General features: G+C 42.4%; 4 protein-coding genes. All 4 read left to right on the forward strand.

Annotated features, from left to right (window positions below):
* The first annotated feature begins 36 nt into the window (after positions 1-36).
* The 4 genes from HMPREF9010_RS19235 (at position 37) to mgtA (ending at position 7,854) form a co-directional block, all read left to right on the forward strand.
* Entirely contained in the window at positions 37-2,886 is a 2,850-nt protein-coding gene (locus tag HMPREF9010_RS19235; RefSeq protein WP_008647457.1) for a glycoside hydrolase family 2 protein, read from the forward strand.
* Between the two features lie 145 nt (positions 2,887-3,031).
* A complete protein-coding gene (locus HMPREF9010_RS19230) occupies positions 3,032-3,718 on the forward strand; it encodes a response regulator transcription factor (protein WP_008647459.1) in 687 nt (228 codons plus the stop codon).
* Positions 3,715-5,082: a sensor histidine kinase gene (locus tag HMPREF9010_RS19225; protein WP_008647461.1), complete on the forward strand. Its 1,368-nt coding sequence runs from the start codon at positions 3,715-3,717 to the stop codon at positions 5,080-5,082. Before HMPREF9010_RS19230 ends, HMPREF9010_RS19225 begins: the two co-directional genes overlap by 4 nt.
* A gap of 120 nt (positions 5,083-5,202) precedes the next feature.
* Complete coding sequence (mgtA, locus tag HMPREF9010_RS19220; protein WP_008647463.1) at positions 5,203-7,854, forward strand: magnesium-translocating P-type ATPase; 2,652 nt, start codon at positions 5,203-5,205, stop codon at positions 7,852-7,854.
* The last annotated feature ends 84 nt before the right edge of the window (positions 7,855-7,938 follow it).

Genomic DNA, 7,938 nt, shown 5'->3' on the forward strand with positions numbered 1-7,938 from the left:
TAGCAATAAATAACTAACACAATTATAAAAGTAACAATGAAAAAAGTAACCACTTTATTATCAACCTTGGCGTTGGCAACTACCCTGGCTGCTCAAAACCTTCCACAAACGGAAAGGCAATATCTCTCCGGTCACGGATGCGACGATATGGTTGAATGGGACTTCTTTTGTACCGACGGACGCAATTCCGGCAAATGGACGAAAATCGGCGTACCTTCCTGTTGGGAATTGCAAGGCTTCGGCACTTATCAGTATGGAATCACTTTCTATGGAAAGCCATTTCCTGAAGGCGTTGCCGATGAAAAAGGTATGTATAAGTACGAGTTTGAAGTTCCGGAAAAGTTTCGCGGTAAACAGGTCAATCTTGTATTCGAAGCTTCAATGACAGATACGGAAGTAAAAGTGAACGGACGCAAAGTGGGTTCCAAACATCAGGGAGCCTTCTATCGTTTTTCATACAACGTCACGGATTTCCTGAAATATGGCAAAAAGAATTTACTGGAAGTCACTGTTGCCAAAGAGAGTGAAAATGCCAGTGTGAACCTTGCCGAACGTCGTGCTGATTATTGGAATTTTGGCGGTATCTTCCGTCCGGTGTTCCTGGAGGTGAAACCAGCCGTAAACCTGCGGCACATTGCCATTGACGCAAAGATGGATGGAACTTTCCGTGCCAACTGCTACACAAATATCTCTAATGACGGAATGAGCATCCGTACACAGATTTTAGATAAAAAAGGGAAAAAGATAACGGAAACCACCGTACCCGTAAAAGCAGGAGGCGACTGGACTTCCCTGCAACTGAATGTATCTGACCCCGCATTATGGACAGCGGAAACTCCGAATCTTTATAAAGCGCAATTCTCTCTATTGGATAAGACCGGTAAGGTTTTGCATAGTGAAACAGAAAATTTTGGTTTCCGCACGATTGAAGTACGCGAAAGCGACGGACTTTATATAAACGGAGTACGCATCAATGTACGTGGTGTCAATCGCCATAGTTTCCGTCCTGAAAGTGGCCGTACGTTGAGTAAAGAGAAGAATATCGAAGATGTTCTTTTGATGAAAGGCATGAATATGAATTCTGTCCGTTTGAGCCACTATCCGGCTGACCCGGAATTTTTGGAAGCCTGTGATTCTCTCGGACTTTATGTGATGGATGAATTGGGAGGCTGGCATGGCAAGTATGATACCCCCACCGGAGTACGTCTGATTGAAGGCATGATAGAACGTGACGTGAATCATCCGTCTATTATTTGGTGGAGTAATGGTAATGAAAAAGGATGGAATACCGAACTGGATGGAGAGTTTCATAAATACGATCCGCAGAAACGTCCGGTTATTCACCCGCAAGGTAACTTCTCCGGTTTTGAAACCATGCATTACCGCTCTTACGGAGAAAGCCAGAACTACATGCGCTTACCGGAAATCTTTATGCCTACGGAATTCTTGCATGGTTTGTACGATGGCGGCCATGGTGCCGGATTATACGATTATTGGGAAATGATGCGCAAGCATCCCCGTTGTATCGGTGGCTTCCTTTGGGTATTGGCAGACGAAGGTGTGAAGCGTGTAGATATGGACGGATTCATTGATAACCAAGGAAACTTTGGAGCAGACGGTATTGTAGGACCACATCACGAAAAGGAGGGTAGCTACTACACTATCAAGCAGTTATGGAGTCCGGTACAAATCTTGAATACTTCTATCGACAAGCAATTTGATGGCAAATTCTCCATAGAAAACCGTTACGATTATCTGAATCTGAATACTTGCCGTTTCCTTTGGAAGCAAGTAAAATTCCCGCTGGCAACAGATGCGTCCAATGCTGCTATTCAAGTGTTGAAAGAGGGTGAAGTGCAAGGCAGTGACGTGGTTGCTCACTCGGCAGGCATTTTGGATATAAAAACAAATATCCTCCCCAATGCAGACGCCCTCTTTCTGACAGCAATCGACCCATACGGCCATGAACTTTGGCGCTGGACTTTCCCGGTCAACAAACTGAATCAGCAGACTGAACAGCTTTCTCCCTTGTCCAGTCGTCCTGCTTATACAGAGACAGAAAATGAGCTTACTGTGAAAGCGAATAAGCGTACGTTCATCTTCTCAAAGAAAGACGGACAGCTGAAAGGAGTATCTGTAGATAACCGTAAGATTAACTTCGCCAATGGCCCCCGTTTCATTGGAGCCCGTCGTGCAGACCGCTCATTGGATCAGTTCTATAACCATGATGATGAGAAAGCAAAAGAAAAAGACCGCACATATAGCGAATTCCCTGATGCTGCCGTATTTACGAAACTGGACGTAAAACAAGATGGAGGTGATCTGATTGTTACCGCCAATTATAAACTGGGTAATTTGGATAAAGCTCAATGGACAATCAACCCGAGTGGGGATTTGGCTTTGGACTACACCTACAATTTCTCCGGTGTTGTAGATTTGATGGGTATTCGTTTCGACTATCCTGAAGATCAGGTAATCAGCAAACGCTGGCTGGGTGCCGGACCTTACCGTGTATGGCAAAACCGTATTCACGGAACGCAATACGATGTATGGGAAAACGACTATAACGATCCTATTCCGGGTGAGACCTTCACATATCCCGAATTCAAAGGATACTTTGGTAATGTTTTCTGGATGAATATCCAAACGAAAGAAGGCACTATCAGTCTGACAAACGAAACTCCCGACGCGTATATCGGAGTATATCAGCCTCGTGATGGCCGCGACCGTTTGCTTTATACTCTCCCCGAAAGCGGAATCTCTGTCCTGAACGTGATTCCTCCGGTACGTAATAAAGTAAACTCCACCGATTTGTGTGGTCCCTCTTCACAACCGAAATGGGTAAATGGTCCACAAACCGGACGAGTCATTTTCCGGTTTATGTAAATGAATCATATAAAGGTATCCACATTGCGTTGGGTACCTTTTTTATTTGGCCTTCTCACCGATTTTTCAAGGAAAAAGGCTATAAGTGGGGAATAATCATTATTTTTGTTTCGTTTTATACATTCAGATTAATGAATTCTTTCCTATGTACACAATACTAATTATAGAAGATGAACCCCGGGTTGCAAGTTTGCTGATGAACGGACTGGAGGAAAATGGCTATCAGACAATGGTGGCTTATGACGGACTAATGGGGTTACGGCTTTTCCAGACGCACACATTCGATCTGGTTATATCCGACATTGTTTTGCCTAAGATGGACGGATTTGAACTGGCGAAAGAAATTCGCAGAACCAATCCCAATATCCCTATATTGATGTTGACGGCATTAGGATCAACAAACGATAAACTGGACGGTTTCGATGCCGGTGCAGACGATTACATGGTGAAACCTTTTGATTTCAGAGAGTTAAATGCCAGAATCAAAGTGTTGTTGAAACGTGTAGCGGGTAATGCACAGGAATTGCCGCAGGAACTTGTCTATGCAGATTTGCGTATTGACCTTCAACGTAAAGACGTAGAACGAAACAGCATATCCATAAAACTTTCTCCTAAGGAATACAACTTACTGTTATATATGGTAGAAAATGCCGAAAGAGTATTGAGCAGGGTTGAAATAGCAGAAAAAGTATGGAACACCCATTTTGATACAGGAACGAATTTCATAGATGTATATATCAACTATCTCCGCAAAAAGATAGACAGGGACTTTGAACCGAAACTTATTCATACCAAAGCCGGAATGGGTTTCATACTGACTGATAAATTATGAAGATCAGGACAACGTTGACTCTACAATATGCAGGGCTTACAGCTGCGGTATTCTTTGTTTTTGTGATGGCTGTCTACTATGTAAGTGAACACTCGCGTAGTAATGCTTTCTTTCGTAATCTTCAAAGTGAAGCTATAACCAAAGCGCATTTATTCCTTAAAAATCAAGTAGATGCCAAAACCATGCAGTCCATATACCTGAATAATCAGAAGTTTATTGATGAAGTAGAGGTTGCCGTCTATACAACAGATTTTAAAATATTATATCATGATGCTTTGCAAAACGATATTGTCAAAGAAACACCGGAGATGATAAAGCGTATTTTACAGCGGAAGAACATCAATTTCTATGTAGATGAATATCAGGCTATAGGACTGGTGTATCCGTTTGAGGGCAAAGACTATGTGGTTACTGCCGCAGCCTATGATGGTTACGGATACGCTAACCGGGATGCGTTAAGAAATATGCTCATTCTCTTATTTATCGGTGGATTGAGCGTATTGGTGGTTGTGGGGTATATCCTTTCGCGAAGCACTTTAAAACCGATACGTAACATCGTGAAAGAAGCGGAGAAAATCACGGCATCGCATATTGATAAAAGATTGCCCGTAAAGAATGAACAGGATGAACTGGGAGAATTGAGTACGACATTCAATGCATTGTTGGAGCGCCTGGAAAAGTCTTTCAATTCACAAAAGATGTTCGTCAGTAATGTATCTCATGAATTACGTACTCCGATGGCAGCCCTTACAGCTGAACTGGATTTAGCTTTATTGAAAGAACGGAGTTCCGAACAATATCAGATGGCTATCGGCAATGCATTGCAGGATTCTCATAGGATTGTAAACCTGATCGACGGATTGTTGAACTTGGCAAAAGCCGACTATCAATCGGAACAGATCACAATGGAAGAGGTCCGTTTAGACGAGCTGTTGCTGGACGCCAGAGAGCTGGTATTAAAAGCTCATCCGGATTATCACATCGAATTAGTATTTGAGCAAGAAGCCGAAGAAGATAATGTGCTGACAGTAATTGGAAACAGTTATTTACTGACCACTGCTTTTGTGAATTTGGTAGAGAATAACTGCAAATATTCTTCCAACCGAACTTCGTCAGTCTTGATAGCCTATTGGGAGCAATGGGCAATCATCCGCCTGTCAGATACCGGTGTAGGCATGTCTGATACGGATAAAGAAAACCTGTTTACACTGTTTTATCGCGGAGAAAACAAGAATATTGCTCCCGGAAATGGTATAGGTATGGCCTTGACACAAAAGATCATCCACCTTCACAAAGGCGAACTTACCGTATCTTCCCATAAGGATGAGGGCACTACCTTTGTGGTGAAGCTCCCGCATATCTAAGAAATTCTAATCGTTTTCTAATACCACTCTAATCATTCTCTAACAGCTTCCCGGTGAAGTCCTCCTTACTTTTGCATCGAATTAATAAATGCAGTTAGTAACTAAAAAAAAATAGAGATTATGGTATGGAAGAAAAAACTGCGTTCACCACAGTACACATTCAATTCAGAGAAAGTATTTTTGGTTGCCACACAACCCGGTAAGTCAATCTATTCATACTTGCAGACAACCAAGCTTGGATTAACACAGGGAGAAGTGCAGGAGCGACAATCCATTTATGGAAGAAACGAAGTGGTACATGAACAGAAAAAGAATCCGTTTATCCTGTTTATCAAAACGTTTATCAATCCTTTCATTGGCGTTCTGACCGGGCTCGCCATAATATCCTTATTTTTGGATGTATTGATGGCCGATCCTGGAGAGCAGGAATGGACGGGAGTCATTATCATCTCATCCATGGTGCTGTTCAGTGCTATCCTGCGTTTTTGGCAGGAATGGCGAGCAAGTGAGGCTACGGATTCTTTAATGAAAATGGTAAAAAACACATGTCTTGCCAAACGTGCCGGTGAACAGGAAGAAGAGATCGAGATTACGGAACTCGTCCCGGGGGATATCGTGTATTTGGCAGCTGGGGACATGGTTCCCGCTGATATTCGGATCATCGATTCTAAAGACTTGTTTATCAGCCAGGCTTCATTAACAGGAGAGTCCGAACCGATAGAAAAGTTTCCGGAGATACAGGGACAGCAGTTTCGGAAAGGAAGCGTCATCGAGTTGGACAATATTTGTTATATGGGTTCCAATGTGATAAGTGGTGCGGCAAAAGGAATCGTTTTTGAGACGGGGAACAAAACCTATCTGGGTACTATTGCAAAGAGCCTGGTCGGACATCGTGCCACTACAGCTTTTGACAAAGGCATTAGTAAAGTTAGCTTTTTGTTGATTCGCTTCATGCTGGTTATGGTTCCATTTGTATTTTTCGTAAATGGCTTTACGAAAGGGGATTGGTTTGAAGCTTTCATATTCGCCATATCCGTTGCGGTTGGCCTTACTCCGGAAATGTTACCGATGATTGTGACTGCCAACCTTTCCAAAGGAGCGATAGCCATGTCCAAAAAGAAAACAATCGTAAAGAATCTCAATGCCATTCAGAATTTTGGAGCGATGGACATACTCTGTACTGACAAAACCGGTACATTGACCTGCGATAAAATCGTGTTGGAAAAATATATCAATGCAGATGGCAGTGACGACAACAGTAAACGTATTCTTCGTCATGCTTACTTCAACAGTTATTTCCAAACCGGTTTAAGGAACCTGATGGATAAAGCGATTCTTTCCCATGTAAGAGATTTGAGCCTGGAACATCTGAAGGATGACTATACCAAAGTGGATGAAATACCTTTCGACTTTACGCGCAGAAGAATGTCTGTTGTAATAGAAGACAGGCAGGGAAAGCGGCAAATCATCACCAAAGGAGCGGTAGAAGAGGTTCTCGATGTCTGTTCCTATGCCGAGTTCAACGGGCAGATTCATCCCTTGACTGATGCCTTGAAAATCAAAGCACAGATGATTAGTGAAGAAATGAATCAGCAGGGGATGAGAGTATTGGCAGTTTCCCAGAAAAGTTTTATCGAGAAAGATTGTAATTTTGCCATCGAAGATGAAAAAGAAATGGTACTGATCGGGTATCTTGCTTTTCTTGATCCTCCGAAACCTTCTGCTGCCGAAGCCATCGAACAATTATATGCGCATGGAGTAGCAGTGAAAATTCTATCGGGAGATAATGATGTCGTAGTGAAAGCGATTGCCCGGCAGGTAGGAATTGATACCAGTCATTTTCTTACCGGGATAGAAATAGAGAATATGGACGAAACAGCATTGAAAGAAGCGGTAAAGGATACCACTTTATTTTCAAAACTGACTCCATTACAAAAGACACAAATCATCTCTCTGTTGCAGGAACAAGGCAATACGGTAGGGTTCTTGGGAGATGGAATCAATGATGCAGGTGCATTGCGTCAGTCGGACATTGGTATATCAGTCGATTCTGCTGTGGATATAGCCAAAGAAAGCGCAGATATTATCTTGTTAGAAAAAGATTTGATGGTATTGGAAGACGGAGTGCTTGAAGGAAGAAAGACATTCGGCAATATCAATAAGTATATCAAGATGACTGCCAGTTCCAATTTTGGTAATATGTTCAGTGTGATGTTTGCCAGTGCATTCCTGCCGTTTCTGCCCATGATGCCGATACATCTATTGATCCAGAACTTATTGTATGACATATCACAGACAACCATTCCATTTGACCGTATGGACCCGGAGTTCCTGAAGAAACCCCGTAAATGGGATGCGTCCGATCTAAGTCGTTTTATGATTTATGTAGGTCCCATCAGTTCTATCTTTGATATTATAACGTATCTGGTCATGTGGTACGTATTTAGCTGCAACAGCCCCGAACATCAGACACTGTTTCAGACCGGATGGTTTGTGGAAGGTTTGTTATCACAGACATTGATTGTCCACATGATACGTACCCGCAAGATACCGTTCATACAAAGCCGTGCCACATGGCCTGTGATGGGACTGACCTTCTTAATCATGGCAATAGGTATTCTTATTCCTTTCACTGCTTTCGGGCGTTCCATCGGATTGACAGCTCTTCCTTTGAGCTATTTCCCCTGGCTGGTTGGGATTTTGCTCTCTTATTGCATTTTGACGCAGATCGTGAAGAATTGGTATATTAAGAAGTTTGTGCGCTGGTTATAATCCACAGTATCATATTTTATTCAGAAATCATTAAGCGATAAATATCTAATATTTTCTTATATAGAATATTCTAACCTACAAAAA

The sequence above is a fragment of the Bacteroides sp. 3_1_23 genome (genome assembly GCF_000162555.1).
Taxonomy (GTDB): Bacteria; Bacteroidota; Bacteroidia; order Bacteroidales; family Bacteroidaceae; genus Bacteroides; species Bacteroides ovatus.

Coding starts and splice junctions, on each gene's coding strand:
- HMPREF9010_RS19235 (WP_008647457.1), top strand. CDS start 37: ATGAAAAAAGTAACCACTTTATTATCAACCTTGGCGTTGGCAACTACC.
- HMPREF9010_RS19230 (WP_008647459.1), top strand. CDS start 3,032: ATGTACACAATACTAATTATAGAAGATGAACCCCGGGTTGCAAGTTTG.
- HMPREF9010_RS19225 (WP_008647461.1), top strand. CDS start 3,715: ATGAAGATCAGGACAACGTTGACTCTACAATATGCAGGGCTTACAGCT.
- mgtA (WP_008647463.1), top strand. CDS start 5,203: ATGGTATGGAAGAAAAAACTGCGTTCACCACAGTACACATTCAATTCA.